Annotated in this window: 26 protein-coding genes and 1 rRNA gene; 17 read left to right on the forward strand and 10 right to left on the reverse strand. The window is 51.0% G+C overall.

Features of this window, described 5'->3' with window-relative positions; genetic code table 11:
- Together rrf and AC6EMZ_RS05835 are read left to right on the forward strand one after the other, a co-directional pair.
- Positions 1 to 75, forward strand: a 5S ribosomal RNA gene (gene rrf / locus AC6EMZ_RS05830); the annotation flags it as partial.
- Positions 76 to 288: 213 nt separating this feature from the next.
- Positions 289 to 1,584, forward strand: a complete 1,296-nt coding sequence (locus AC6EMZ_RS05835) for an MFS transporter (RefSeq protein ID WP_498401491.1) — start codon at positions 289 to 291, stop codon at positions 1,582 to 1,584.
- On the opposite strand, the gene AC6EMZ_RS05840 is transcribed toward AC6EMZ_RS05835, so the two are convergent.
- The 5 genes from AC6EMZ_RS05840 to trxC form a co-directional block, all read right to left on the reverse strand.
- The gene (locus AC6EMZ_RS05840) at positions 1,581 to 1,904 is read right to left on the reverse strand and encodes a YfiM family lipoprotein (protein ID WP_498401492.1); all 324 of its coding nucleotides are present in this window, start codon (positions 1,902 to 1,904) and stop codon (positions 1,581 to 1,583) included. The genes AC6EMZ_RS05835 and AC6EMZ_RS05840 overlap by 4 nt on opposite strands.
- 43 nt (positions 1,905 to 1,947) lie before the next feature.
- Positions 1,948 to 3,303, reverse strand: a complete 1,356-nt coding sequence (gene pssA / locus AC6EMZ_RS05845) for a CDP-diacylglycerol--serine O-phosphatidyltransferase (protein WP_498402288.1) — start codon at positions 3,301 to 3,303, stop codon at positions 1,948 to 1,950.
- Positions 3,304 to 3,413: 110 nt separating this feature from the next.
- Positions 3,414 to 6,077, reverse strand: a complete 2,664-nt coding sequence (locus AC6EMZ_RS05850) for a bifunctional acetate--CoA ligase family protein/GNAT family N-acetyltransferase (protein ID WP_498401493.1) — start codon at positions 6,075 to 6,077, stop codon at positions 3,414 to 3,416.
- 35 nt (positions 6,078 to 6,112) lie between these two features.
- The gene (locus AC6EMZ_RS05855) at positions 6,113 to 6,811 is read right to left on the reverse strand and encodes a tRNA-uridine aminocarboxypropyltransferase (protein ID WP_498401494.1); all 699 of its coding nucleotides are present in this window, start codon (positions 6,809 to 6,811) and stop codon (positions 6,113 to 6,115) included.
- Positions 6,812 to 6,890: 79 nt separating this feature from the next.
- Entirely contained in the window at positions 6,891 to 7,310 is a 420-nt protein-coding gene (trxC, locus tag AC6EMZ_RS05860) for a thioredoxin TrxC (RefSeq protein ID WP_498401496.1), read from the reverse strand.
- A 204-nt stretch (positions 7,311 to 7,514) separates the two neighbouring features.
- On the opposite strand from trxC, the gene AC6EMZ_RS05865 reads away from it, so the two are divergent.
- Positions 7,515 to 8,612 carry a tRNA/rRNA methyltransferase gene (locus tag AC6EMZ_RS05865; RefSeq protein WP_498401497.1) on the forward strand — a complete coding sequence of 366 codons (1,098 nt, stop codon included), beginning with the start codon at positions 7,515 to 7,517 and terminating at the stop codon, positions 8,610 to 8,612.
- A gap of 56 nt (positions 8,613 to 8,668) precedes the next feature.
- Here AC6EMZ_RS05865 and ung read toward each other — a convergent pair whose 3' ends face one another.
- Positions 8,669 to 9,358, reverse strand: coding sequence for a uracil-DNA glycosylase (ung, locus tag AC6EMZ_RS05870; protein ID WP_498401498.1), 690 nt, complete (start codon positions 9,356 to 9,358; stop codon positions 8,669 to 8,671).
- Positions 9,359 to 9,658: 300 nt separating this feature from the next.
- Here ung and grcA point away from each other — a divergent pair, with 300 nt between their 5' ends.
- Positions 9,659 to 10,042, forward strand: a complete 384-nt coding sequence (gene grcA / locus AC6EMZ_RS05875; RefSeq protein WP_498401499.1) for an autonomous glycyl radical cofactor GrcA — start codon at positions 9,659 to 9,661, stop codon at positions 10,040 to 10,042.
- A 45-nt stretch (positions 10,043 to 10,087) separates the two neighbouring features.
- On the opposite strand, the gene srmB is transcribed toward grcA, so the two are convergent.
- On the reverse strand, positions 10,088 to 11,416 hold the full coding sequence (srmB, locus tag AC6EMZ_RS05880; RefSeq protein WP_498401500.1) for an ATP-dependent RNA helicase SrmB: 1,329 nt from the start codon (positions 11,414 to 11,416) through the stop codon (positions 10,088 to 10,090).
- Positions 11,417 to 11,549: 133 nt separating this feature from the next.
- On the opposite strand from srmB, the gene trmN reads away from it, so the two are divergent.
- Positions 11,550 to 12,287 (forward strand): tRNA(1)(Val) (adenine(37)-N(6))-methyltransferase TrmN, encoded by a 738-nt coding sequence (gene trmN / locus AC6EMZ_RS05885; protein ID WP_498401501.1) that lies wholly within the window; start codon positions 11,550 to 11,552, stop codon positions 12,285 to 12,287.
- On the opposite strand, the gene nadB is transcribed toward trmN, so the two are convergent.
- The gene (gene nadB / locus AC6EMZ_RS05890) at positions 12,272 to 13,891 is read right to left on the reverse strand and encodes an L-aspartate oxidase (protein WP_498401502.1); all 1,620 of its coding nucleotides are present in this window, start codon (positions 13,889 to 13,891) and stop codon (positions 12,272 to 12,274) included. The two genes, trmN and nadB, sit on opposite strands and share 16 nt — an antisense overlap.
- Before the next feature lie 344 nt (positions 13,892 to 14,235).
- Here nadB and rseD point away from each other — a divergent pair, with 344 nt between their 5' ends.
- The 12 genes from rseD to acpS all read left to right on the forward strand — a co-directional run bounded on the left by rseD (position 14,236) and on the right by acpS (position 23,639).
- Entirely contained in the window at positions 14,236 to 14,319 is an 84-nt protein-coding gene (rseD, locus tag AC6EMZ_RS05895) for a rpoE leader peptide RseD (protein ID WP_498402289.1), read from the forward strand.
- Positions 14,316 to 14,891: an RNA polymerase sigma factor RpoE gene (rpoE, locus tag AC6EMZ_RS05900; RefSeq protein WP_015960054.1), complete on the forward strand. Its 576-nt coding sequence runs from the start codon at positions 14,316 to 14,318 to the stop codon at positions 14,889 to 14,891. The genes rseD and rpoE overlap by 4 nt, the downstream gene beginning before the upstream one ends.
- A gap of 31 nt (positions 14,892 to 14,922) precedes the next feature.
- On the forward strand, positions 14,923 to 15,576 hold the full coding sequence (gene rseA / locus AC6EMZ_RS05905; RefSeq protein ID WP_498401503.1) for an anti-sigma-E factor RseA: 654 nt from the start codon (positions 14,923 to 14,925) through the stop codon (positions 15,574 to 15,576).
- On the forward strand, positions 15,576 to 16,529 hold the full coding sequence (gene rseB / locus AC6EMZ_RS05910) for a sigma-E factor regulatory protein RseB (protein ID WP_498401504.1): 954 nt from the start codon (positions 15,576 to 15,578) through the stop codon (positions 16,527 to 16,529). The genes rseA and rseB overlap by 1 nt, the downstream gene beginning before the upstream one ends.
- The gene (rseC, locus tag AC6EMZ_RS05915; RefSeq protein ID WP_498401505.1) at positions 16,526 to 17,002 is read left to right on the forward strand and encodes a SoxR-reducing system protein RseC; all 477 of its coding nucleotides are present in this window, start codon (positions 16,526 to 16,528) and stop codon (positions 17,000 to 17,002) included. Before rseB ends, rseC begins: the two co-directional genes overlap by 4 nt.
- Before the next feature lie 186 nt (positions 17,003 to 17,188).
- Positions 17,189 to 18,988: a translation elongation factor 4 gene (gene lepA, locus AC6EMZ_RS05920; protein WP_498401506.1), complete on the forward strand. Its 1,800-nt coding sequence runs from the start codon at positions 17,189 to 17,191 to the stop codon at positions 18,986 to 18,988.
- Positions 18,989 to 19,004: 16 nt separating this feature from the next.
- On the forward strand, positions 19,005 to 19,979 hold the full coding sequence (gene lepB / locus AC6EMZ_RS05925; RefSeq protein ID WP_498401507.1) for a signal peptidase I: 975 nt from the start codon (positions 19,005 to 19,007) through the stop codon (positions 19,977 to 19,979).
- Between the two features lie 221 nt (positions 19,980 to 20,200).
- Positions 20,201 to 20,881: a ribonuclease III gene (gene rnc / locus AC6EMZ_RS05930; RefSeq protein WP_498401508.1), complete on the forward strand. Its 681-nt coding sequence runs from the start codon at positions 20,201 to 20,203 to the stop codon at positions 20,879 to 20,881.
- Entirely contained in the window at positions 20,878 to 21,783 is a 906-nt protein-coding gene (gene era, locus AC6EMZ_RS05935; RefSeq protein ID WP_498401509.1) for a GTPase Era, read from the forward strand. Before rnc ends, era begins: the two co-directional genes overlap by 4 nt.
- 11 nt (positions 21,784 to 21,794) lie before the next feature.
- On the forward strand, positions 21,795 to 22,502 hold the full coding sequence (gene recO, locus AC6EMZ_RS05940; RefSeq protein ID WP_498401511.1) for a DNA repair protein RecO: 708 nt from the start codon (positions 21,795 to 21,797) through the stop codon (positions 22,500 to 22,502).
- Positions 22,503 to 22,527: 25 nt separating this feature from the next.
- Positions 22,528 to 23,259 (forward strand): pyridoxine 5'-phosphate synthase, encoded by a 732-nt coding sequence (pdxJ, locus tag AC6EMZ_RS05945; protein ID WP_498401512.1) that lies wholly within the window; start codon positions 22,528 to 22,530, stop codon positions 23,257 to 23,259.
- Positions 23,259 to 23,639 carry a holo-ACP synthase gene (gene acpS, locus AC6EMZ_RS05950; protein ID WP_498401513.1) on the forward strand — a complete coding sequence of 127 codons (381 nt, stop codon included), beginning with the start codon at positions 23,259 to 23,261 and terminating at the stop codon, positions 23,637 to 23,639. The genes pdxJ and acpS overlap by 1 nt, the downstream gene beginning before the upstream one ends.
- Here the strand turns inward: acpS and AC6EMZ_RS05955 are convergent.
- Together AC6EMZ_RS05955 and AC6EMZ_RS05960 are read right to left on the reverse strand one after the other, a co-directional pair.
- Positions 23,636 to 23,896 carry a YfhL family 4Fe-4S dicluster ferredoxin gene (locus AC6EMZ_RS05955; protein ID WP_154128266.1) on the reverse strand — a complete coding sequence of 87 codons (261 nt, stop codon included), beginning with the start codon at positions 23,894 to 23,896 and terminating at the stop codon, positions 23,636 to 23,638. The genes acpS and AC6EMZ_RS05955 overlap by 4 nt on opposite strands.
- A gap of 46 nt (positions 23,897 to 23,942) precedes the next feature.
- The gene (locus AC6EMZ_RS05960; protein WP_498401514.1) at positions 23,943 to 24,791 is read right to left on the reverse strand and encodes a MurR/RpiR family transcriptional regulator; all 849 of its coding nucleotides are present in this window, start codon (positions 24,789 to 24,791) and stop codon (positions 23,943 to 23,945) included.
- Positions 24,792 to 24,836 lie beyond the last annotated feature (45 nt).

Genomic DNA, 24,836 nt, shown 5'->3' on the forward strand with positions numbered 1-24,836 from the left:
GAACTCAGAAGTGAAACGCCGTAGCGCCGATGGTAGTGTGGGGTCTCCCCATGTGAGAGTAGGGAACTGCCAGGCATTAATTAAGAAGAACCCCGTACCGAAAGGTGCGGGGTTTTTTGCATGCGTATCATACTCACAAGATAACTTCTATTCTGAATAACTTACTCTGCTAAGTAAATGTGTGATGTATATCACAATGTTAAATATAACAAAATTATAACATTTAATTTACGAACAAATAGGTATCTATATCGATAAGCCTAAGTGACGGTGGGAGTAGCGTTAAGCATGACGGTAAGTATTTCATCACAAGGGTCGCCAGATAGCGGTGACACCCGGCGTAGGATATGGGCTATTGTCAGTGCCTCATCGGGTAATCTGGTCGAATGGTTCGATTTTTACGTCTACTCATTTTGCTCACTCTATTTTGCTCATATTTTCTTTCCAACCGGAAATACCACCACTCAGTTACTCCAGGCGGCGGGGATATTTGCAGCTGGATTTCTCATGCGACCCATTGGCGGCTGGTTATTTGGCCGAATAGCCGATCGTCGAGGTCGAAAAACATCGATGCTTATTTCAGTTTGCATGATGTGTGTAGGATCGCTGGTGATCGCCTGCCTACCTGGCTATGGCGCCATTGGCACATGGGCACCTGCATTATTATTGTTGGCTCGATTATTCCAGGGACTCTCTGTAGGGGGAGAATATGGAACAAGCGCAACCTACATGAGTGAAGTGGCAATCGAAGGTCGCAAAGGTTTTTACGCGTCTTTCCAGTATGTTACGTTAATTGGCGGCCAATTATTGGCAATCCTGGTCGTGGTGATCCTGCAACAGATCCTCACGGACGATCAATTACATTCCTGGGGATGGCGTATTCCTTTCGCCATGGGAGCCGTATTGGCCGTTGTTGCATTGTGGTTACGTCGTCAACTGGATGAAACGTCGAAACAAGAAGTGAGGATGCTTAAAGAAGCCGGCTCATTGAAAGGGCTATGGCGTAAACGAAAAGCTTTCCTGATGGTACTGGGATTCACCGCTGGCGGATCGTTGAGTTTCTACACGTTCACCACTTATATGCAAAAGTATCTCGTCAACACTACCGGGATGCATGCCAATGTGGCCAGTGTTGTGATGACCGTGGCGCTGTTTGTATTTATGTTAATACAACCATTAATAGGGGCATTATCAGATAAGATTGGTCGACGAACGTCGATGCTGATATTTAGTGGGTTATCCGCAATTTGTACAGTACCTATCTTATCTGCACTTAAACACGTTTCTTCACCTTATGCCGCATTTGCATTGATCATCCTGGCAATGGTCATTGTCAGTTTTTATACGTCGATCAGCGGAATACTTAAGGCCGAAATGTTTCCCGCTCAGGTTCGGGCTCTGGGAGTAGGGCTATCCTACGCAATTGCCAACGCCTTATTTGGTGGTTCCGCCGAGTATGTCGCACTATCGTTAAAATCGATTGGCAGCGAAAATGCTTTCTTCTGGTATGTCACAATCATGGGAGTTCTGGCATTTATCGTCTCATTAAAGCTGCACCGAAAAGGAAAAGGTATTCGGCTTTAATGTTCTGCCATTTGCCAAACGGCATAACCCGTTGTGGCCCCGGCAACGTCCCAGGCAAAATCTTTCCAGCTCCAGCCGCTTCCTTCTGGGCGGCTATCCCAAAGCTCTTTTGAGGCACCCAGGCCAACAGAGAACATGAACCCAATGGCCGCGCTTCGATCGCGGCTAAATCCCTGACGCTGTGCGTATTCATTCCCCGCGGCAGAAAGCATTGCAGACGCGATGAAATGCTGAGCTTTGTCTTGTCCTTGCCAGCTATCGTTGGCAACGTGACTACATCCTGAAAGTAAACATGTTGAAAGGAGAAGAGGGATGCGCACAGCGACCTCCATAAAAAAGCCCCGCATTGGCGGAGCTTTCTCGTCAAAGAATACGGCTGATCAAGCGGTCGATACGGATACGACGCAAACGGCGGATAAGTTTGCGGACTTTAACGGGGTAGTCAGCAATACTTTGCAGGTCACGGTAATGACGAACAGTTGTGGTATGGGTACGAATTAATTCGAGTTCACGCTCACGTTGCGCACCTAGTTCATGCCGCGGATCGTGAATGAGAATCGCATTCTCCAAATCCAGACGCCAGGCCCGTGGATTGAGATTGTTCCCTGTCAGAAGCATCCATTCGTCATCGACCCACATGCCTTTCAGGTGATAGGTATTATCCTCATCTTTCCAGAGACGGACGACCAATTGATCGGTATTAACATAATATTGCAGGCGGCTCAGGAATCGGCGTAGGTTGATCTCATAGAGATACGGCAGTGCGCCGATAATTTTGAACGGCTGATCTTCAGGAATAAAGAAGTCATTCGCAGTTTTATCGCCAACAATAATTTCGACTTTTTTGCCGTCACGCAGCAGTTGAATAATATTGCGTACCAGAATTGCCGGTAAGTTGAAATACGGTGTACATATCGTCAGCTTTTGCTCGGTACACGGCATCAAATGGTAGATAGTTTTATTCAGGAGACTGGATTTACCCAGACCAACCAACGGCGTGACTGATAGCTGCTCGTTATCCGCATCACCCTGAAAGTGATAAATCGCATCGCGCAATTCCTGACGGAAAAGGCGGATATCATTTTTGATTTCAGGGCTCTTTGGGCGATGTGGATCATCAAGTCGGTTTACCCCGCGACCATGAACCAGATTCTGATCAACCCAGTTGAACATAATGTCGGTCATCTGAGCATTACGGATGAGGTGATAGCGATCGTAACGATACTTATCAAGCTGATGCAGGTAGACATCATTGAGACTGGCACCGCTGTACAACACGCTGTCATCGATGATGAACCCTTTGAAATGGAGAACGCCCAAGGCTTCACGGGTATTTACCGGTACGCCATAAACCTTCACATCAACGCCTGGGTTTTCCTGAGCCATACGGCAATACCAGTCGGCATTGGTGTTAGAGGCCGCCGCACCGATTCGGCCGCGTTGCGCGCGATGCCAGTCAACCAATATGCGAACATCTAATTCGGGACGCAGGCGTTTAGCTTCATAGACAGCGCTCAAAATAGCGCGTCCGCCTTCATCTTGTTCAAGATAAAGCGCAACGATGCAAATACGCTGCGTCGCGCAAGCGATCTTTTCCAGAAGCGTCTCGCGAAAATGAGCGGGAGCGTAAAAGAACTCTACATCATCAACTGACTGAGAAATCTTCGGTAGTTGAGCAAGGTGTTGTTGATGTTTATTGCGCTTAAATTTTGACAACATCACAGTGCGTTTCTTCTCTGTTCATTGAAGGGTTATCTGTCATCTGCAGACAACATAAGCGGATAATGATACCACCAGTGATACGTAAAGTGGTCAACATTTCCAGTACCTTACTTTCGGTTAGCCGAGGATGTCAGGCGGAGAGAAAGGGCAACAATCCCTTCTTCCAACTGGACATCAACTTCAAATCCGAGTTTACGCGCCAGAGCAATCATGCCTCGGTTATTCGGCATAGTAATGCCGTTCAGGCAGGATAATCCGTGATCGCGCGTATAGCTGATGAGCTTTTCCAGCAATCGTCTTCCCAGACCAAGACCTTTAAGATCGGATCGTACCAGTACAGCAAACTCTGCATCCACATTGTCTGGATCGGAAATTGCGCGCGTTACGCCGAGGATCTCATCACCTTCATTACTGCGGCGAACGGCAACAAACGCCATTTCCCGATCGTAGTCGATCTGGGTCATATTGGCTAAATCTTCGTGGGTAAATTCGCTTATCTCGCTAAAGTAACGGTAATACAAATCTTCTTTAGTCACCTGAGCGATAAAAGCTCGAAGCTGCGGTTCGTCTTCCGGCAGGATAGGGCGAAACAGTGCCTGTTCACCGTTCTTCATTTTTATCCACTCTTCAAGCTGAAGGGGATAGGGTCGAATCGCTAGCCGACTTTCGCGATCGCCATTGAAAGGCGCGATATCAATGGTAACGTCCAGCGCGGTGAACTCGTTAGCAGAGGCTAATAGAGGATGAATATCCAGCCGTTGGATTTCGGCGCAATCAACGATCAGGTTCGAGACCTGCACCAAAAATTGGCTTAACCCGGCAATATCCAGAGGTTGAAGCGCACTGCGGCCACGGATTTTTTTGCTCTTAATCGCCTGGATGACCAGATAGCGCGCCAGATTCATGTTCAACGGAGGCAACGCTACAACAGCCTGTTCCTCAGGACGCCATTCGACACCGCCTTCGCCAAGCATAATTAACGGGCCGAAAACGGGGTCGTGTTCGACAACCACCCTCAGCTCTTGCGCACCTGCACGGTTGGCCATGCTTTGTACCAACAGTCCGTGGATCCTTGCCTGAGGCCAGGTCATTTTAACGCGATCGATAATTGCCTCGGCGGCCTGATGGACCTCAGCTGCGGTGCGTAGATAAAGCATTACGCCCTGAACATCTGATTTATGTGGGATATCAGGAGAGCGCAGTTTCAAGGCCACCGGGTAACCAATCTGCTCGGCAATATGCACCGCCTCTGCACTATCGCTGGCGATCCAGGTCGGCAGTGTTTGCATGCCGTATGCATTGAGTAAGGGCTGAACTTCATGAGTATCAAGAGAGCGAGCACCCTCTTCAATCGCTTGTCGAAGTAGTTTATGAGCCTCTGCCGTATTTGCCGTCAGATTGCCGGGCATGGAAGGCGTTTCACGCAGTTGCTTCTGGTTGCGACGATATTCCACCATGTGCATAAAAGCGGTAATGGTGCCTTCCGGCGTTCGGTAAGTCGGTAATCCTGCTTCGCTGAAAAAACGACGCGCCTCAATCGAAGAAAACTCGCCACACCAGTTGGTCAGCAAGGTGACGTACTTTCCTCGAGGATGGTTTTTCACGACCTCAATTAAGGCTCGTGCGCTTTCGCTACCTGGCGCAACGGCGCTGGGGGAGTGGATAACCATTAGAGCATCAAAGTCCTGACTATCCAGTAAAATCGAGATCGCCTTGATATAGCGATCGCTGCTGGCGTCGTCACGCAAATCGAGCGGGTTCCCCGGCGTAACGCTTCCGGGAAGCTCATCACGCAGACGATGCAAGGTGTCTTCGCCCAGAGTTGCAAGCTTGCCATTGCGTAACCACAGTTCGTCCAGCGCCAGTGCCGCCGGGGCGGCACCATTACTCAGGATCATTAACCGTTCACCGCGTAACGGACGCATATGGCTTAATGTCTCCACGGCGGAGAAAAGCTCGTGTGTATCTTGCACGCGCAGCAACCCTGCGCGTTGAATCGCTGCATCCCAGGCTGGATCCATTCCCGAATGCGATTGTAACAAACGCTGCGCGGCAGGGCTTCGACCACTTTTGATAACCAGGATGGGTTTATTGCGCGAGGCGCTACGTGCAGCGGAAACGAAGCGTCGCGCATCGCTAAGATGTTCAAGATATAAAAGTATTGCGCTGGTTTTGCTGTCTCGGGCAAGAAAATCAAGCAGCTCATCGACGTCGATGTCCAGGCTATCCCCAAGCGCGATAAAGTACGAGAAGCCCATTTCACGCTGCTGGGCCCAGTCCAGAATGGTATTCGACACAGCCGCTGACTGAGAAATAAATGCCAGCTTGCCTTTGCGAATCGGCACGGGTGAAAAGCTGGCATTAAGCCCTTGCCAGGGGGCTAACAAGCCAAGGCTGTTTGGCCCAAGCAGGCGCATTTGATGACGGCTAGCGCAGGCTAAGAGCTCAGCTTGTTGTTCAGGTGGTGAGGAGAGAATAATGCAAGTCTTACACCCTTTTTCGCCGAGCGCTTCGAGTAGCGCGAGATTTCGTTTGGCGTGAGTGCAAAGCACGGCGAGATCAGGAATGAAGGGGAGACTTTGTACATCGGGCCACGCGAGTACGCCCTGAACCGCTTTATATGCCGGCGTAACAGGCAAGACGGGTCCATTGAAACCACCGGCCAGCAGGTTGCGCATCATAAGATACCCCGCACGATCGGGTTTCATTGATGCGCCAATAACGGCGATGGATTTAGGGCGGAGTAGCGCTTCTAGCCCTCGCTGGCTCATACAAGTCTCCTGTAAACGCGAGTGACTTGATGATTTTAAACGCTTTCCGACTCGTCTGCTGTGACGTTCGCCTTACGATTAGGTTTTCCTGCCAGATAGCGTTCACGGAAACAGGAAAAATGGCTGCCCAGGGCGCTAGCTGCCAGGGTGTCGCCAGCAAGATCGAGTAAGGCGATGGCGACTTCCGCTGTGCAGTACTGGCCTTCTGCATGGGCTTCACGCAGTCGATAGTTCGACACCCGCGAAAGGTCGACAGAGATAACGGGAAACGAATCGAGATAAGGGCTTTTGCGAAACATTTTTCGCGCTTCACTCCAGGTGCCATCGAGCATAATAAATAGAGGCGGCTTTCCTGTTGCTGGCGTAGAGATGACCTGCCGCTGTTCGCCAGCATAGGAAGCAGGAAAGACCACCATTGGCTGATAATCCGGGCTGGCAACTAAATCCAGAAGCGCCTGTGGCGGTTCGGTGCGAGACCACTGAAACGCTGTGGTATTGGGCAGAATGTCGGCGATCAAACGACCGGTATTGCTGGGTTTCATGGGTTCAGTATCAAACATGACCAGGCAGAAACGGCTTTGCGCATGGCTCGGGAGCAGCGTTTCGCACAGGCACAGTTTTAGCGGCAGCAGGCAACGCTGGCAGCGACGAATGCGGTTACCACGGGCAAGAAAAGGACGAGTCGCACGTAAAAGTCGCTCGGCACGTAATTGGAGTACGGCGTTATCAGTCATGGAAGGTCATGGAAGAGGTGCAGATAAAACGCCATTTTCGCAGAGGCAGGAACGGGGCACAAGATGCGCCCCGCTAATGTTACATTGATTCGTTAAGCCAGCTTTCAAACGGGGCCTTTGGTACCGCGCCATTGAGCATGTCGATCATTTCACCATTTTTAAAAATCATGATGGTTGGGATGCTGCGAATGCGAAAACGCGCGCTTAACTCACGTTCAGCCTCGGTATTGACCTTAACGAAACGCATTTTTCCGCTACGTTCTTCGGCAACATCTTCAAAGATGGGCGCGAAATTACGACAAGGACCGCACCAGGGGGCCCAGAAGTCCACCACGACCGGCAGATCGTCTTTCAGCAGTTTATCGAGAGTTTCACCCGTCGCGTTAATCACATCGCCATCGAAAAGTTCATGACCGCAACGCCCGCATTTCGCACCATCATCAATTCGGCCATCCGGAATGCGATTAAGAGCCTGGCAGTTGGCACATACGGTATTCATAACTAACCTCTGATAGAGCAGTTGAACATGCGGCACATGCCGATAATGTTTCTTATATGTTACATATTATCATTGAGCCTGTTTGAAACGACAATGCGTTTTATTCAATAGGAACAATAGTCACAGGCTTTTATACGAAATAATGGCTATGCGCTTGCACATCGGGTAATCTGCGCGCTTCGCGCAGCGCTGGTGGAGAAAAGCATGAACGACGAACTGAAAAATAAAAGCGGCAAGGTCAAAGTGATGTATGTCCGCAGTGATGATGATTCTGACAAACGCACCGTAAATCCGCGTACCGGAAAAGGTGCTGGACGTCCGGCATCATCTCGTGCAGACGGTGGCCGTCGCCCCGCCCGCGATGACAGAAATAACCGCGGTGATGACCGCAAACGTGATGACCGTAAGCGTGACGATCGCAAACGCGACGATCGTCCACAGGACGATTTCCAACGTGATGCATCGCCATGGCGTACCGTGTCTCGTGCACCGAACGACGATACGCCTGTCAAAGCCGATCACGGTGGTGTTAGTGGTAAGGGCATCATTGATCCTGAAGTCATTCGCCGCCAGCGTGCTGAAGAAACACGTGTTTACGGTGAAAATGCTTGTCAGGCACTGTTCCAGAACCGCCCTGACTGTATCGTACGCGCCTGGTTTATCCAGAGCGTAACGCCGCGCTTCAAAGAAGCGTTGCGCTGGATGGCGGCAAACCGTAAGGCATACCACGTTGTTGAAGACGAAGAGCTGACCAAAGCGTCTGGCACCGAGCATCATGGTGGTGTGTGCTTCCTGATCAAAAAACGCAATGGTACAACGGTTCAACAATGGGTGAGCCAGGCCGACGCTGACGACTGTGTGTTGGCGCTGGAAGATGTGGGTAACCCGCACAATCTGGGCGCAATGATGCGTAGCTGCGCTCATTTCGGCGTAAAAGGCGTATTGCTGCAAGATGCAGCCATTGTGGAGTCGGGTGCGGCAATTCGTACTGCTGAAGGTGGTGCGGAGCATGTACAACCGATTACTGGCGAAAGCGTGCTGGATGGCATTGAGCAATTCCGTAAAGCAGGCTACTCCATCGTGACTACCTCTAGCCATGCAGGAACGCCGCTGTTCAAAGCGACTCTGCCGCGCAAAATGGTATTGGTACTGGGTCAGGAACGCGATGGTCTGACTGATGCGGCGCTATCGACGGCCGATCTCAGCGTGTCTATTGATGGTACTGGCAAAGTAGAAAGCCTTAACGTTTCCGTTGCAACCGGCGTACTGCTGGCTGAATGGTGGCGTCAAAACAAAGCGTAATCACGCTTTTGTAGATCCGGCGGTACTGTTGTGCCGCCGGGCCTGAATATTATCTCTTACTCACTCTCAGCCGGTAACACAGGCATCCAGTCAATCGGCATTTCGCCACGTTTTTTCAGCCATTCATTCGCTAACACAAAATGATTACACCCAAAGAAGCCACGGTGCGCCGATAGCGGCGAGGGATGGGGTGCTTTCAAAATGTGGTGACGCTGCGTATCAATTATTGCCCCTTTCTTCTGTGCGTGGGCCCCCCACAGCAGGAATACCACACCTTCTCGATGTTCGTTAATCAGGGCGATCACTTTATCGGTGAAGGTTTCCCAGCCCAGGCTTGCGTGAGAGTGAGCCTGACCTGCCCGAACGGTCAACACAGTATTGAGCAGCAGCACGCCCTGATGCGCCCAGCTTTCAAGATAGCCATGAGACGGGCGTGTGAAACCCGGGATCGATCCTTCCAGTTCCTTATACATATTGAGCAGCGAGGGTGGCGTTGCGATGCCCGGACGAACGGAAAAGGCCAGCCCATGCGCCTGCCCTGGGCCGTGGTAGGGATCCTGACCTAAGATCACCACTTTGACATCGTTTAGTTCCGTATAGCGAAAGGCGTTAAACACATCTTTCTGTGGCGGGTAAATGGTTTGCCCTGACTGTCTTTCCGCCGCGACGGTGTTCAAAGTGTTCATAAAATAAGACTGCTGTTTCTCATTGGCCAGCACGTCATGCCATTTCAAAGAGGTAGTCATCTCGCTCTCCTGCGAATTTTATCTGCGCCTAGCTTAACCGTTATACATGTGGCTGCAAAATCCGTTGAGGATAAAGCGCTTAACTCTTGAAATGAGATAAAAAACACCCAAATTCAGCTTTATAAAAATTGATATAAAACAACAAATTCAAACCACACGGTTTGTAAGGTCTGGTTTTTGTTGATTTAGGTCAATGAATAGAGCGTGTACGACTGTTATATATACACTCAAGAAACAATGGTTTTACCAATTGGCCGCACATGGCCGACACCAAATAATGTAGGTTATGGGAGACATCACATGATTACGGGTATCCAGATCACTAAAGCTGCAAATGACGACCTGTTAAACTCATTCTGGCTGCTGGACAGCGAGAAAGGTGAAGCGCGCTGTGTGGTAGCGAAAGCGGGTTTTGCAGAAGATGAAATTGTGCCAGTAACTCAATTGGGCGAAATCGAATACCGCGAAATCCCAATGGAAGTGAAGCCAGAAGTGCGTGTTGAAGGTGGTCAGCATCTGAACGTCAACGTTCTGCGCCGTGAAACCTTAGAAGACGCCGTTAAGCACCCAGAAAAATATCCGCAGCTGACTATTCGCGTTTCTGGTTATGCGGTTCGCTTCAACTCACTGACACCAGAGCAGCAGCGTGACGTTATTGCTCGTACCTTTACCGCAAGCCTGTAAGGTTCGCGATAAATAAGAACGCCGGGTGATGAGCCCGGCGTTTTTTTATTTTTCTTTTGGCGAATTCGCTGTCTCGCCACTTGGCTTACGGCGCTTACCAATATTCTTGGCATCGCGATGGCGTTCTTTGACGCGCGGCTTCTCTTTGTCCTTCTCTTTCTTCTCTTCGCGTTTTGCCAGCACTTTTTTGGACGGTTTACCCGTCATTTTCTCGCTCGGTGGACGCGTTGTAGGGCGCAGTTCATCGATGACTCGGGCTTTCACCGGCTCTTCGATATAACGGCCCACTTTCTGAAGCAACAGATAGTCATGTGCTTCAACCAGAGAAATTGCTGTGCCTTTAAGGCCTGCGCGTCCTGTACGACCAATACGGTGGAGGTAGATATCTCCGCTGCGCGGCATGTCGAAGTTAATTACATGGCTCACTTCAGGAATATCAATACCGCGCGCCGCTACGTCAGTGGCAATCAGCACATTAACGCGGCCTTCGGTCAGGCGTTTAATTCCTTCGGTACGCTTAACCTGCGGCATGTCACCTTCGAGGTAACAATTGTTAATGTCGGCGGAACGCAGCAGGTTGGCCAGCTCATGAACGCGTTCACGTTTACGAACAAAAACGATCGTACGCGTCGTATCATCTTGTTTCAGCAGGTGCTTCAGTAGCTCAAGCTTGTGCTCAAAATTATCTGCGCGGTAATACCACTGGTGAATTTTTTTGCGCTCACGGGTGGATGGGGTGGCAGAGACTTCCGCTGGGTTTTCCAGAAGACGCTCAGCAAAGTCTTTAATCGCTTCACCTTCAAGGGTAGCGGAGAACAGCATCGTCTGTTTGCGCCAGCGAGTTTCGCCCGCAATATGCTCGATATCTTGGGCAAAGCCCAATTCCAGCATGCGGTCAGCTTCATCCAGTATCAGCGTTTCAACGGCACGGCAGTCAAAGTTTTCTTCTTTGATGTACTGCATCAGGCGCCCGGTTGTTGCCACCACAATATCCTGGTTCTCGCTGAACACTTCGGCGTGGTTCATATAGGCAACACCGCCGGTGATGGTGGCGATATCCAGATGGGTATTGGCGGCTAACTCGCGCGCATGTTCTGCCACCTGAACGGCTAATTCACGTGTAGGGGTCAGAATAAGAATGCGCGGCGGACCTGATTTTTTGCGTGGAAAATCAATAAGATGCTGCAAGACAGGCAGCAAGTACGCCGCCGTTTTACCGGTGCCTGTCGGCGCAGAACCGAGTACGTCACGGCCTTCTAGTGCAGGCGGAATGGCTGCCGCCTGAATGGCAGTCGGGCGTTCGAAGCCTTTATTCTGGAGAGCTTCCAGCAGGCATTCATCGAGTTCAAGTTCGGAAAAAGTCGTTACAGTCATGTTCTACCTCTGTGTGGGGCGCTGATTATAGACGTTATGGCTGCAATCTTCATCTGTTTGTATGGATATCCCTTTTCCACCACTTCGCTTTCCCCTATGCTACTCCAGTTTCGAATAAGAAGGTTGCTTTGACATGTCTCTACCCAAAGCGCAGCTGCGCCGCGATGGCTTCACTTTTAAACAGTTCTTTGTCGCGCACGATCGCTGCGCCATGAAAGTTGGTACTGATGGTATTTTACTCGGTGCGTGGTCTCCAGTCGCGGGTGTTAAGCGAATTTTGGATATTGGCAGCGGAAGCGGCCTTGTTGCACTGATGCTGGCGCAACGTACCGATCAACATGTCACCATTGATGCGATTGAGCTTGATGCTCCGGCGGCTATACAGGCTGCTGAAAACGCGTCTGAATCACCGTGGGCCGATCGAGTCCAGGTGGAATGTGCCGATATTCTGGTATGGGCTGCGGAGCAAACTGCGCGCTACGATCTTATCGTCAGCAATCCGCCTTATTACGAACCTGGTATTGAATGCGCCACGCCACAGCGTGACCAGGCGCGATATACCGGATCGCTTGGTCATGAGGCGTTGTTAACCTGCGCCGCAAATCTGATTTCTGAAGAAGGTTTCTTCTGCGTCGTTCTGCCAGAAGCCACCGGTAACACGTTTATTGAAAAAGCGGTGAGTATTGGCTGGAATCTACGCCTGCGCACCGATATTGCTGATACAGAAGGTCGAACACCGCATCGTGTTTTATTAGCCTTATCCCCAAAAGAAGGGGAGTGCTTCAGTGACCGAATGGTTATCCGTGGGCCAGACCAGCGCTACTCCGAAGATTACACTGCTCTGACCCAGGCCTTTTACCTGTTTATGTGAGATAGCGGGGACAATACGGAAGGACCGGATTCTGCCAGCCGTTCAGGGTAATCCAGCGTGTAATGCAGGCCACGACTCTCTTTTCGCATCATGGCGCAACGAACAATCAGCTCTGCAACCTGAACCAAATTCCGCAGTTCCAGCAGATTATTTGAGACGCGAAAATGAGCGTAATACTCGTCAATCTCCTGCTGTAGCATTGTGATTCGCCGTAGTGCACGCTCCAGACGTTTGGTCGTGCGCACGATCCCGACGTAGTCCCACATAAACAGTCTCAGCTCATGCCAGTTGTGCTGAATGACGACTAACTCATCCGGATTGTCTACTCTGCTTTCATCCCAGGCGGGCAGTTGTTCAACATGACGAGCATACGGCATACGTTTGGTAATATCCTCAGCAGCCGACCAGCCGTAAACCAGGCACTCCAACAAAGAGTTAGAAGCCATGCGGTTCGCACCGTGCAGCCCGGTGTAACTTACCTCGCCAATAGCATACAGACCATCAACGTCCGTGCGCCCATGATCGTCTACCATCACCCCACCGCAGGTGTAATGAGCGGCCGGGACGATAGGAACGGGTTCTTTTGTTAAGTCGATCCCCAGCCCAAGCAACTTTTCATAAATCATCGGGAAGTGCTGTCGGACGAACTCGGCGGGCTTATGACTGATATCCAGATACATACAATCGACACCAAGACGTTTCATCTCGTGATCGATAGCGCGAGCGACAATGTCGCGCGGGGCAAGTTCGCCACGCGAATCAAAGTCTGGCATAAAGCGCGAGCCATCCGGGCGTTTAAGATAGGCACCTTCACCGCGCAGGGCTTCAGTCAGCAAAAAATTACGCGCCTGGGGGTGGAACAGCGCTGTTGGGTGGAACTGGTTAAATTCCAGATTGGCGACGCGACAGCCTGCACGCCATGCCATGGCGATACCATCACCTGAGGAGATATCAGGGTTGGTAGTATATTGATAAACTTTTGAGGCCCCACCCGTTGCCAGCACCACGGATTTTGCACGGCAGGTTTCGACTTTTTCTTTATTTCGATTCCAGACCCATGCACCGACAACGCGACGCGTTCCGGCTAATCCCACTTTATCCGAGATAATCAAATCTACCGCATTGCTGCGTTCAAGCACTTGAATATTGGGATGGTTGAGCGCCTGGCTGACTAATGTGGTTTCAACGGCTTTGCCCGTGGCATCTGCCGCATGCAGGATGCGTCGGTGGCTATGACCGCCTTCACGAGTGAGATGGTAACTTTCCTCACCGTTAGGCTGAATTTGGGTGTCGAATAACACGCCCTGATCGATCAACCACTGCACACAATGGCGTGCATTGCTGGCGACAAATTCAGCAGCATGCTCGTCAACAATACCCGCACCGGCAATCAGCGTATCTTCAACATGTGAAGCAATACTGTCTGTTTCATCAAATACGGCGGCGATACCGCCTTGTGCATAGAATGTTGAGCCTTCACTCATCGGTCCTTTACTGAGGACGATCACTCTTTGATGAGCGGCCAGACGGAGTGCGAGGGACAATCCGGCCGCGCCGCTGCCGATAATCAGTACATCACAATGAAGCTCTGGAGTTGTGTTCATGATGTTTGTTTAATTTACTAAACAGTGTTTGGCCAGAATAGCACCAGGATGAGATGAATCGCACGTTTTATTTAACTTGCGTTGCGCCGCCTAAACTCACTGCTTGAGGAAAATCGTGGTGAAAAAAAGAAAATATTTTGCGAAGCAGATCGTTAGCTTCAGATTATGTGGTGAAATAATACCTGCGTTGGGGTACTCTGCTCGCTGTAAAAATGCCATTTCTTATTAGAAACTGGGTAGGTATCGGTAACAGACTTATAATGAGAGAAAACGAGCAGTCTGTGACACGATGAACAAAAACAAAGGCGTGACGGAACTTATTGAAGAACAGACACTCTTACTCGGTGCTTGCTCAAAGTGCAGTAATTTTAGAGTGGCGTTTCGATAACGCGTGGAATTTAGGTTTGGGGAGACATTACCTCGGATGAGCGAGCAGTTAACGGACCAGGTCCTGGTAGAACGGGTCCAGAAGGGAGATCAGAAAGCCTTTAACTTACTGGTGGTTCGCTACCAGCATAAAGTGGCGAGTCTGGTTTCCCGCTATGTCCCATCAGGCGATGTGCCTGATGTGGTGCAAGAGTCTTTTATTAAGGCCTATCGTGCGCTGGATTCGTTCCGGGGGGATAGTGCTTTCTACACCTGGCTGTATCGCATTGCGGTGAATACAGCAAAGAATTATCTGGTCGCTCAGGGTCGTCGTCCGCCTTCCAGTGACATTGATGCCATTGAAGCCGAAAACTTCGAAAGTGGCGGTGCACTGAAAGAAATTTCGAACCCTGAGAACTTAATGTTGTCAGAAGAACTGAGACAGATAGTTTTTCGTACGATCGAGTCGCTCCCTGAAGATTTACGTATGGCAATCACGTTGCGGGAGCTTGATGGACTTAGCTATGAAGAAATAGCAGCCATCATGGATTGTCCGGTCGGCACGGTTCGCTCACGAATTTTTCGTGCGCGAGAAGCTATTGATAATAAAGTTCAACCGCTTATCAGGCGTTGACGGTAGCGGGATACTGGAAAAGGTATTAGGCATGCAGAAAGAAAAACTTTCCGCTTTAATGGATGGTGAAACGTTAGATAGTGAGCTGCTAAAAGAGCTCTCTGACTCTTCCGAGATGCAAAAGACCTGGGAGAGTTACCATCTCATCCGTGACACCCTGCGTGGTGACACGGGGGACGTTCTCCATTTCGATATCTCTACGCGCGTAATGGCTGCTATTGAGAACGAACCTGTTCGTCAGGCCACGACTCCGCTGATTCCTGAAGCTCAGCCTGCGCCGCACCAGTGGCAGAAAATGCCATTCTGGAAAAAAGTGCGTCCGTGGGCCAGCCAATTGACTCAAATGGGCGTCGCAGCTTGCGTATCGCTTGCAGTTATCGTTGGCGTCCAGCAGTATAACAGCCAGCCTGAAGCCAACCAGCAACCTGAAGCGCCAGTGTTTAATACGCTGCCGATGATGGGGAAAGCAAGCCCGGTGAGTCTGGGCGTGCCAGCTGATGCGTCGGTAAGTCCTGGCCAGCAACAGCAGGTCCAGGAACAACGTCGTCGCATTAATGCTATGTTGCAGGATTATGAATTGCAGCGTCGTCTGCACTCAGAACAGCTTCAGTTTGAGCAGGCGCAGACCCAGCAAGCCGCTGTGCAGGTACCTGGAACCCAAACTTTAGGAACGCAATCGCAGTAATGAAGCAACTTTGGTGCGCCATGTCTCTGATGGCGGGTAGCCTGTTCTTCTCTGTAAACGCCTCGGCTGATGTATCGTCCGGGGCGTTGTTGCAGCAAATGAACATGGCGAGCCAGTCACTCAATTATGAGTTGGCCTTTATCAGTATTAACAAGCAAGGCGTAGAGTCGTTGCGCTATCGCCATGCTCGTCTTGATAATCAGCCGCTTGCCCAGCTTTTGCAGTTGGATGGCCCGCGTCGTGAGGTCGTTCAGCGCGGCAATGAGATCAGTTATTTCGAGCCAGGCCTTGAGCCTTTTACTTTGAATGGCGATTACATCGTCGATTCAATGCCATCTCTGATCTATACCGACTTTAAGCGCCTTGCCCCTTATTACGATTTCATCTCGGTGGGGCGTACACGTATTGCGGACAGACTCTGCGAAGTGATTCGTGTGGTGGCCAGAGACGGTACGCGCTACAGCTATATCGTATGGATGGACGCTGAGAGCAAACTGCCAATGCGTGTCGATCTTCTCGATCGTGATGGTGAAACGCTTGAGCAATTCCGGGTTATCTCCTTCTCGGTGAATAATCAGGTAGGGAACAGTATGCAGAGTCTGGCCAAAGCCAGCCTGCCGCCGCTTCTCTCTGTCCCGGTTGGCGACACCGTTAATTTCAACTGGGTGCCTTCCTGGATTCCGCAAGGTTTCAGTGAGATTTCCAGCAGCCGACGCCAGCTTCCGACCATCGAAACGCCTGTCGAATCTCGTCTTTATTCTGACGGTTTGTTCAGCTTCTCGGTCAATATTAATCGGGCGACAGCGAATAGTTCTGAGCAGATGCTTCGCACTGGACGTCGAACGGTCAGCACGACGGTACGCGACAACGCGGAGATCACCATTGTGGGTGAATTACCTCCGCAAACCGCGAAACGTATAGCTGACAGTATTAAATTCAGGGCTGCACAATGATTAAAGAATGGGCAACAGTTGTTTCGTGGCAGGATGGCGTAGCGCTTGTCAGCTGCGACGTTAAGGCCTCCTGCAATAGTTGCGCTTCTCGCGCAGGTTGCGGCAGCCGGGTATTAAACAAACTCGGGCCGCAAACAACGCATATGATTTCTGTACCAAGCGACAAGCCGCTGATGGAAGGACAAAAGGTTGAACTGGGCATTGCAGAAGGTAGCCTGCTAGGTTCAGCAATGCTGGTTTATCTCTCTCCGTTGGTGGGGTTGTTCGCCGTAGCGGGTCTATTTCAGATGCTATTCGGCACCGACCTTGCGGCCATGTGTGGTGGCCTTTTGGGCGGAGTGGGCGGTTTTTTACTGGCGCGTGGTTTCTCCCAGAGGCTTGCCGAGCGCGAAGCGTGGCAGCCGGTTATTCTGAGCGTGGGGATCCCACCCAACATGCTTCGTGTCGAAACACTCTCTTCAGAAGCCCGGTAATTTCACCGGGCTTTATCTTTATTTACATCTCCAAAAAGAAAACACTGTTCCTTAGCACTATGCTTGGCTGCAAGAGCATTTCCTGGTGACGAAGATGTAGTGTAGAATGCTGCGTTTTCGCACTGAAAAACGTCAGGCTAAGAACAGCGGCCTCCAGGTATTCGTAAGGCATAATTATTTAACTATATGAAGAACATACGTAACTTTTCGATCATAGCTCACATTGACCACGGTAAGTCGACGCTGTCTGACCGTATTATCCAAATTTGCGGTGGCCTTTCTGATCGTGAAATGGAAGCCCAGGTACTGGACTCCATGGACCTGGAACGCGAACGTGGCATTACCATCAAAGCGCAGAGCGTAACGCTCGATTACAAAGCCGCTGATGGCGAAATCTATCAACTGAACTTTATCGACACTCCAGGACACGTTGACTTCTCCTATGAAGTTTCCCGTTCGCTGGCGGCCTGTGAAGGCGCGCTTCTGGTGGTCGATGCGGGGCAGGGTGTAGAAGCTCAGACCCTGGCAAACTGCTACACCGCGATGGAAATGGAACTTGAAGTGGTGCCGGTCCTCAACAAAATCGACCTACCGGCAGCCGAACCTGAGCGCGTAGCAGAAGAGATTGAAGACATTGTCGGCATTGATGCGACCGACGCGGTACGCTGTTCAGCAAAAACCGGTGTAGGTGTTCCTGAGGTATTGGAACGACTGGTTCGCGACATTCCACCGCCGGAAGGCGATCTGGATGCTCCGCTGCAGGCGCTGATTATCGACTCATGGTTTGATAACTACCTGGGCGTAGTGTCACTGGTCCGTATTAAAAACGGCACCATGCGTAAAGGCGACAAAATTAAAGTGATGAGTACGGGGCAGGTTTACAACGCCGACCGACTCGGTATCTTCACGCCAAAACAGGTTGACCGTACTGAGCTGAAATGCGGTGAAGTTGGCTGGTTGGTCTGTGCAATTAAAGATATTTTGGGCGCACCGGTTGGTGATACGCTGACGCAGGCTCGCAACCCAGCAGACAAAGCTCTGCCAGGCTTTAAAAAAGTGAAGCCGCAGGTCTATGCCGGTCTGTTCCCGATTAGCTCTGACGATTACGAAAACTTCCGTGATGCGCTTGGCAAGCTGAGCCTGAATGATGCTTCCTTGTTCTATGAGCCAGAAAGCTCAACCGCGCTAGGCTTCGGCTTCCGCTGTGGCTTCCTCGGTCTGCTGCACATGGAGATCATTCAGGAGCGTCTGGAGCGCGAATACGATCTGGAGCTGATTACGACGGCACCGACCGTAGTGTATGAAGTTCAGACGACCAGCAACGAAGTTATTTACGTCGACAGCCCATCTAAGCTGCCGCCGCTCAATAACATCGAAGAGCTACGCGAGCCTATTGCCGAATGTCACATGCTGCTGCCGCAGGAGTTCCTGGGCAACGTCATCACGCTTTGTATAGAAAAACGAGGCGTGCAGACCAACATGGTTTACCACGGTAATCAGGTTGCGCTGACTTACGAAATCCCGATGGCTGAAGTGGTACTCGACTTCTTTGATCGTCTGAAGTCCACCTCGCGCGGCTACGCGTCTCTGGATTACAACTTCAAACGCTTCCAGGCTTCGAACATGGTGCGTGTTGACGTGCTGATCAACAGCGAGCGTGTCGATGCGCTTGCGTTGATCACTCACAATGATAATGCACCGTATCGTGGCCGTGAACTGGTTGAAAAGATGAAAGAACTGATTCCGCGTCAGCAGTTTGATATCGCGATTCAGGCTGCAATCGGTAACCATATTATTGCTCGCGCAACGGTTAAACAGCTGCGTAAAAACGTTCTGGCAAAATGCTATGGCGGTGACGTCAGCCGTAAGAAAAAGCTGTTGCAGAAACAGAAAGATGGTAAGAAGCGCATGAAGCAGGTCGGTAACGTTGAGCTGCCGCAGGAAGCGTTCCTCGCCATTCTGCACGTGGGTAAAGACGGAAAATAATTCTTAAGGAGTTGGCATGGCGAACATGTTTGCCCTGATCCTGGTCATTGCTACTCTGGTGACGGGTCTGTTGTGGTGTCTGGATAAGTTTATTTTCGCGCCAAAACGTCGTGAACGTCAGGCCGCTGCTCAGGCAGCGACTGGCGATGGACTGAATCCACAAACCCTGAAGAAAGTCAGCCCGAAACCGGGTTGGCTGGAAACTGGGGCTTCAGTATTTCCGGTGCTGGCGATCGTGCTGGTGGTGCGTTCGTTTATTTATGAACCCTTCCAGATCCCGTCAGGTTCGATGATGCCAACGCTTCTGATTGGCGATTTTATTCTGGTAGAGAAATTTGCTTACGGCATCAAAGATCCTATTTACCAGAAAACCTTAATCGAAACGGGTCATCCGAAACGTGGCGATATCGTGGTCTTCAAATATCCCGATGACCCACGCCTGGATTACATCAAACGTGCGGTCGGTCTGCCTGGTGATAAAGTAAGTTACGATCCAGTCGCGAAAGAAGTGTCCGTTCAGCCAGGTTGCAGCTCCGGTACCGCATGTGAAAATGCTCTGCCGATTACTTACTCCAACGTTGAGCCGAGCGATTTCGTTCAGACCTTTGCGCGCCGTAATGGCGGAGAAGCCACCAGTGGCTTCTTCCAGTTGCCTAAAGGCGAGAGCAAAGAGAATGGCATTCGTTTAGTGGAACGCAAAGAAACGCTGGGTGACGTGACGCACCGTATTCTGACCGTGCCGATTGCGCAGGATCAACTGGGGATGTATTACCAGCAGTCTGGCCAGCCGCTGGCAACCTGGATCGTTCCGCCGGGACACTACTTCATGATGGGTGATAACCGCGATAATTCCGCGGACAGCCGCTATTGGGGCTTTGTACCGGAAGCGAATCTGGTCGGTAAAGCGACCGCGATTTGGATGAGTTTTGAGAAACAAGAAGGCGAATGGCCAACGGGCGTCCGTTTGAGCCGAATTGGCGCTATTCATTAATTCTTGTGAATTGAACACGTAACCACGATAAAACGTGGTTACGTGAATTATTTAAGGGATAATCTCACCTGGCTAACGACATCCCCACCCGTTGTGTATAGAATATTCCCCCGAAGTTTAAGGTTGGCGCTGATGTAGTGCCACGGCACACGAAACCGCGTTGGTGTTCTCAGGACGGTTTCGTGTGCTGCATTTTTGACGCATTCATTTATTGGTATAGCATGAACCCCATCGTAATTAATCGGCTTCAACGGAAGCTGGGCTACACTTTTCAGCATCATGAATTATTGCAACAGGCATTAACCCACCGCAGTGCCAGCAGCAAGCATAATGAGCGTTTAGAGTTTTTAGGTGACTCCATTTTGAGTTACGTGATCGCGAACGCGCTCTACCATCGTTTCCCTCGTGTGGACGAAGGTGATATGAGCCGCATGCGTGCGACGCTGGTACGTGGCAACACGCTTGCAGAGATTGCTCGCGAGTTTGAATTGGGCGAATGTCTGCGACTGGGTCCCGGGGAATTGAAGAGCGGGGGTTTTCGCCGTGAATCTATCCTGGCAGATACTGTCGAAGCATTAATCGGTGGCGTTTTCCTCGATAGCGATATTCAGACGGTAGAGCAACTGATCCTGAACTGGTATCAAACGCGCCTGGACGAAATCAGCCCAGGCGACAAACAAAAAGATCCGAAAACCCGTTTGCAGGAATATCTGCAGGGGCGTCATCTCCCTCTACCATCTTATCTGGTAGTTCAGGTCCGTGGCGAAGCACACGATCAGGAATTTACCATCCATTGCCAGGTTAGCGGCCTGAGTGAACCGGTGGTTGGCACGGGTTCAAGCCGTCGTAAGGCGGAACAGGCTGCCGCCGAACAGGCGTTAATAATGCTGGAGTTGGAATGAGCGAAGAAAAAAGTTACTGCGGTTTTATCGCCATCGTCGGACGTCCGAACGTTGGCAAATCAACCTTGCTGAATACCCTGCTTGGGCAGAAAGTTTCTATTACTTCCCGAAAAGCGCAGACCACGCGTCACCGTATCGTGGGCATCCATACAGAGGGTGAATATCAGGCTATTTACGTTGATACCCCAGGTCTGCACATGGAAGAGAAACGTGCGATCAACCGCCTGATGAACAAAGCGGCGAGCAGCTCCATCGGCGATGTTGAGCTGATCATCTTCGTCGTAGAAGGCACTCGCTGGACTGCGGACGACGAAATGGTGTTGAACAAACTGCGTGATGGGAAAGCACCGGTTATTCTTGCGGTCAACAAAGTTGATAACGTTCAAGAGAAAGCCGATTTGCTGCCACATCTACAGTTCCTGGCAAGCCAAATGAACTTCCTTGATATCGTTCCGCTGTCGGCGGAAAGCGGAATGAACGTGGATACCATCGCCGGTATTGTACGTAAACATCTGCCAGAAGCGATTCATCACTTCCCGGAAGATTACATTACTGACCGTTCCCAGCGCTTTATGGCGTCAGAAATCATTCGTGAAAAACTGATGCGTTTCCTGGGAGCCGAACTGCCTTACTCCGTGACGGTAGAAATTGAACGCTTCCAGACCAATGAGCGTGGCGGTTACGACATCAACGGTTTGATTCTCGTTGAGCGTGAAGGGCAGAAGAAGATGGTTATTGGTAACAAAGGTTCCAAGATTAAAACCATCGGTATTGAAGCCCGTAAAGACATGCAGGAAATGTTTGAATCTCCTGTTCACCTGGAACTGTGGGTGAAGGTGAAATCCGGCTGGGCCGATGACGAGCGCGCCCTGCGTAGTCTCGGTTACGGCGACGACGTCTAAGTCAATAACTCGTGGAAGGCTGGCAGCGCGCATTCGTCCTGCATAGTCGTCCCTGGAGCGAAACCAGCCTCATGCTGGACGTCTTCACGGAAGAGTCCGGTCGCGTGCGCCTTGTTGCAAAAGGCGCACGTTCCAAACGTTCAAACCTTAAAGGTGCTCTACAGCCTTTTACCCCGCTTTTAGTCCGTTTTGGTGGCCGTGGGGATGTCAAAACCCTGCGCAGTGCTGAAGCCGTCTCGCTGGCGCTTCCCCTTTCCGGTATCACGCTTTACAGCGGTCTGTACGTCAATGAACTCATCTCGCGCGTCCTCGAGCATGAGACTCGCTTCTCTGAACTTTTTTTCGATTACCTGCACTGTATTCAGGCGCTTGCGGGCGCTCTCGATTCGCCTGAGCCTGCATTACGTCGTTTTGAGCTGGCGTTATTGGGGCATCTTGGTTACGGGGTCGATTTTTTGCACTGCGCGGGAAGCGGAGAATCAGTTGATGACACCATGACCTACCGGTATCGGGAAGAGAAGGGGTTCATTGCCAGCATCGTCATTGATAACAGCACGTTTACCGGGCGGCATCTTAGAGCGCTGTCAGAGCGGGAATTCCCCGACCAGGATACGCTACGTGCGGCAAAACGCTTTACCCGAATTGCCCTCAAGCCTTATCTTGGTGGCAAGCCCTTAAAGAGCAGAGAATTATTCAGGCAGTTTGTGCCAAAGCGCTAACGAACTACGAAAACCGAGGATTGTCATGGCTGAATTACTGTTAGGCGTCAACATTGATCATATTGCTACGCTGCGTAATGCGCGCGGCACAGCGTATCCTGATCCCGTTCAGGCGGCATTTATCGCTGAGCAGGCTGGCGCCGACGGCATTACCGTTCATTTGCGTGAAGACCGTCGCCATATCACCGATCGTGATGTGCGCATTCTGCGTCAGACTCTTGATACCCGCATGAACCTTGAGATGGCGGTGACGGAAGAGATGCTGGCAATAGCCTGCGACACCAAACCACACTTCTGTTGCCTGGTGCCTGAGAAACGTCAGGAAGTCACCACCGAGGGGGGGCTGGATGTCGCGGGACAGCAGGATAAAATGCGTGATGCCTGCAAACGCCTTGCCGATGCGGGCATTCTGGTTTCGCTGTTTATTGACGCCGATTTTGAACAGATCAAAGCAGCAGCCGAAGTCGGCGCACCGTATATCGAAATTCATACCGGCTGCTATGCAGATGCCGAAGATGAAACCACGCTGGCCAAAGAGCTCGATCGCATCGCTAAAGCCGCCACCTACGCCGCAAGTCTGGGTCTTAAGGTTAACGCCGGTCACGGTCTGACTTATCACAACGTGAAAGCCATTGCCGCCATTCCGGAAATGTACGAGTTAAACATTGGGCACGCGATTATTGGTCGTGCGGTGATGAGTGGTTTAAAAGACGCGGTTGCCGAAATGAAGCGTCTGATGCATGAAGCACGTCAGTAATGGCGATTTTGGGCTTAGGAACTGACATCGTTGAAATTGCCCGCATCGAAGCAGTGATCGCCCGGAGTGGCGATCGCCTTGCGAGACGCGTGCTAAGCGACAACGAGTGGGCTATCTGGGAAACGCATCAACAGCCGGTGCGTTTTCTGGCAAAGCGCTTTGCTGTTAAAGAAGCAGCAGCAAAAGCTTTCGGTACCGGTATCCGTAACGGGCTTGCATTCGAACAGTTTGAAGTGTTTAACGATGAGCTCGGAAAACCCCGGCTACGTTTATGGGGAGAAGCGCAAAAACTGGCGGATAAGCTCGGCGTGGTCAACATGCATGTTACGCTAGCCGATGAACGACGCTACGCCTGTGCCACGGTGATTCTCGAAAGTTAAAGCTTGTCTGCGTGGTGCATCAGCACAAACTTATCCCAAAGCTGTTCTTCGGATTCAGCATGCGCAGGATCTTTAAGGATAGTGTTCGGGATTGGGCACACCTTCTGGCAGGTCGGCGTTTCATAGTGGCCGATGCATTCAGTGCAGCGGTCGCTGTTAATCTCATAAATGCTATCACCCATCGAAATAGCCTCATTCGGGCATTCGGGCTCGCACATATCGCAATTGATACATTTTTTAGTGATTAACAGCGCCATCAGGAAAATCTCAGAAACATCACAAACAGGGCGGGCATTATACGCCTCAGACCAGTTTTTTTACCAGCGCTTCACTGTGACGAATACGTTCTGGAGCATGTTCAAGATCCTGCTGCACCAGCGCCACGAAGAGAAGATCAGTCAGCATCATCTGTGCGCTGGTGGATGAAATAGCCGCGCTGCGCGTGGCTTGTTCTTCCGCGATGGTATAAAGACATCGTGTCGCTCGTTGCTGGAGCGCGTTAGGGGTAAAACCCGTGATGGCCAGGATCTTGCCACCAACACGCAGCGCCTCATCTGCGGCAAGATTAATCTCGCGGCGCTCGCCGGAATAAGAAACGGCCAGCAGTAAATCCTCAGGCCCCATCGCTTGCACGGTAGCCAGCAGCGCATGCATATCCTGTTCAACGAGGCCGTTGTAACCAATTTTAGTGAGCTTCCAGCCAAAATTACGTGCGACCAGCCCCGAGGCCCCAATTCCTGTAAGAATGATGCGCCGCGCTGCGCGCAGCATGGCGACGCATTCCAACAGCTTCTCTTCGCTGTTTACATCAAGAGTGGCATGCATCGCCGTGACGTTTTCCTTGATAAGTTTTTCACCCACCAGACGCATCGGATCATCGCCGCGAATTTGATTGTGAAGCGGCATCGACTGCGGGTTAGGGTTACTCACCAGCGCCTCACTGATGGCCAGCTTTAACGCCGGAAAACCTTTAAAACCAATCTTTTGTGCAAATTTCACGACGCTCGACTGGCTGACACCCGCCTCGCTTGCAAGCTGCTGTGAGCTTAAATGGCGGGCGTGATCGGGTTGCGCCAGCAGGAAGTCCGCCAGTTTTTTATCGCTCTGGGCAAAGCCCGCGTAACGCTGGCGAATACGAATTAAACAGTTCATACGTTCTCCTGGCGAAAGTGTGATTGTTGCTACAAATCCAGAAAT

It is taken from the genome of Enterobacter sp. SCRI0065 (assembly GCF_059766475.1).